At 52.3% G+C, this 2,519-nt stretch carries 4 protein-coding genes; 3 read left to right on the top strand and 1 reads right to left on the bottom strand.

Features of this window, described 5'->3' with window-relative positions:
• Positions 1 to 24: 24 nt before the first annotated feature.
• From MVD07_RS03690 to MVD07_RS03680, 3 genes are all read left to right on the top strand, one after another.
• Positions 25 to 495, top strand: coding sequence for a hypothetical protein (locus MVD07_RS03690; protein ID WP_297498817.1), 471 nt, complete (start codon positions 25 to 27; stop codon positions 493 to 495).
• 71 nt (positions 496 to 566) lie between these two features.
• Positions 567 to 833, top strand: a complete 267-nt coding sequence (locus MVD07_RS03685; protein ID WP_297498819.1) for a ubiquitin-like small modifier protein 1 — start codon at positions 567 to 569, stop codon at positions 831 to 833.
• Between the two features lies 1 nt (position 834).
• Positions 835 to 1,533: a ThiF family adenylyltransferase gene (locus MVD07_RS03680; protein ID WP_297498815.1), complete on the top strand. Its 699-nt coding sequence runs from the start codon at positions 835 to 837 to the stop codon at positions 1,531 to 1,533.
• Here the strand turns inward: MVD07_RS03680 and MVD07_RS03675 are convergent.
• Entirely contained in the window at positions 1,526 to 2,377 is an 852-nt protein-coding gene (locus MVD07_RS03675) for a hypothetical protein (RefSeq protein ID WP_297498813.1), read from the bottom strand. The genes MVD07_RS03680 and MVD07_RS03675 overlap by 8 nt on opposite strands.
• Between the last annotated feature and the right edge of the window lie 142 nt (positions 2,378 to 2,519).

The following is a 2,519-nucleotide window of genomic DNA, read 5'->3' as shown; positions in this document are numbered from 1 at the left end:
CGGGACTCTTGGGGGTGAAGGATAATGAAGTGCAAGCATTTGATGGTTCCCGTCCTTCTATCCCTTCTCTTACTTTTCATAGTCATTGGTTTCTTCTGGGAATTTTCAACTGCCCTTCAGGTTGCTCTCCTCAATTTAATTGCCATGAGCATCCTCCAGCTTGCAACCTCAGGATACAAGAACGGCCCCGGAAGGGAGGGTTACATCATAGGAGCTTTTACGTTCTTCTTTCTCAACTTTGGGATGCTCGGTAATGGGGTAAAGGGGCTAATCTTTGCGACGGTTTTAACTGGCCTAATACTCTGCGTCTATGAAGTTGCGTGGTTTAAGCTCTGGAAAGGGAATAGCACTGTAAAATCGAACCTTCTGTGGTTGCTTGCAATTGCTGGAATTCTCTATTTAGCGTATCTCGAAGGAATTAGGCCTTTATTATCCGCCGTGTTCATTATTGGAGTCATCTTGGTGGGATATGTTGCGTTTAAGAAACTGTCTTAAGGCTGGGTGAGTCTTCAAAATCGTCCAGCAACCCTTTTTAACCTCCCCTCCAACTCTCCCCGGTGATGGGGATGAAGGTTACCATAAGGTACTTCGCGCGCTACCGCTCCCTCGTTGGCAAAAGCGAGGAAGAGCTGGAAGTTCCAGACGGAATAACGGTTAGGGAACTCATCGGGATACTCAAGGAGAGACATCCGGCCCTTAAGAACGAGGTCTTCGCGGAGGACGATGACCTAGCCGATGTGAACGTCTCCAGAAATGGCCGTTACGTTCGCTTTGACGAAGTCTTGAAAGATGGGGACATAGTTGCGATATTCCCCCCGGTGAGCGGTGGTTGAGATGCTCAGCGAGAGGGAGCTTGTGCGCTACGACAGGCAGATAATGGTCTTTGGGGTTGAGGGTCAGGAAAAGCTCAAAAGCGCGAAGGTAGCGGTCGTCGGCGTCGGCGGCTTAGGTAGTCCCGTTGCTTACTACCTCGCGGCGGCTGGAATCGGCACTCTCCTCCTCATAGACGAGCAGAAGCCCGAGTTGAGCAACCTGAACAGGCAGATACTCCACTGGGAGGAAGATCTCAACAAAAACCCCAAGTCCGAGTCAGCCAGATGGAAGCTGGAGCGCTTCAACTCCGGCATAAAAATCGAGACTTTCGTTGGGAGGCTCACCGTCGAGAACATTGATGATGTCCTAGCCGGCGTCGATGTGGTCGTTGACTGCCTCGACAACTTCGAGACGAGGTTCATGCTGGACGACTACGTCCACGAAAGGGGCATACCTCTAGTGCATGGAGCGGTGGAAGGAACATTCGGTCAGGTCACCACGATAGTGCCCGGAAGGACAATGAGGCTGAGGGAAATTTTTCCCAAGGTGAGGGAAAAGAAGGGAAAGTTCCCGATAATCGGGGCGACCGCCGGTGTTGTCGGCTCTATTCAGGTGATGGAGGTAATAAAGCTCCTTACGGGCTATGGAGAGCCTTTGCTTAACAGGCTCCTCATCATAGATCTCGCCCACAATTCTTTTGACCTCGTCAAGCTCAGGTGAGTGGCTTCACCTCGAACTCCCTGTTTATTGAGGTTATCCTTATCTTCCCCTCCCATTTCCCGTGCTGTTCTATCTTCATCTTCCCGAGCATCGGGTCCTCCATTGAGCCCACGGCGATAACCGAGTAGACCAGCTTCGCCCCGATAAAGGTTCCGTTCTCGAAGTAAAGACTGATCATGGCGTCTGTGACTGTGATGTTTGTCTTTGGACCCGTGAAGTAGAGCTCCGCCAGGGGAAGGATGACGTCCGACTGCACCGAATAGACGAGAACCAACTTTCCGTTCTCGGTGTAGTTTGCCACGGGCTTTCCCGAGTTGAGAACCGCAATGGCTAAGGAAACAGGATTGGTCTCCCAGACTCCAAGGGTGTCATTCATCCGCACCGTTCCAGCGGGAGTCTTCACGTACTCGGTTCCGTTCAGTACGACTGTGGTTACGGTGACGCTCACGTTGTCCGGCAGGGTTCTGGTTGTGGTGTTCACCTCGGCGACCTTCTTCTTGAAGTCTACGTAACCGCTCTCGCTGACCATTATCCTGAGGTTGCTCGACTGGGTTCCGTTGGCGAAGGAGATCTTTATACTCATGTTCACGCTGGCATTCTCGGTGTAGGTGAAGCGCTTTATTTCCTTGAGGGACTCCAGTGGGGAAAAGCTGGGCTTGGGCTTTTCCGCGGTGGATGCGGTTGGGGCACTTGAGTGGGTTGCTGATTGAACCGTCGTGGCGCTTGAAGCGGGGGAGGCTGAGGACGGTGAAGTGGCGGTATTGCCACCTCCGAGACAGCCGGAGGCAATAACAACGATAACCAAGAGAACCGCGAGGGTCTTCTTCATGCTTTCACCTATCACCCTAACCCCCCGTCTCGACTTAAACTTTCCGGCAGGTTTAATTTGTCCCGGGTGTATTTATCCCGGTGATGGTCGTGAAGGTGAGGCTTACAAGGGAACCCTTCAGCGTTGATGAAGCCCTAAAGCTCCTCCGTGTCCCGGA

Origin of the sequence: Thermococcus sp., assembly GCF_027008145.1 — an archaeon.
Taxonomy (GTDB): Archaea; Methanobacteriota_B; Thermococci; order Thermococcales; family Thermococcaceae; genus Thermococcus.
This window is presented reverse-complemented; position numbering and strand designations above follow the sequence as displayed.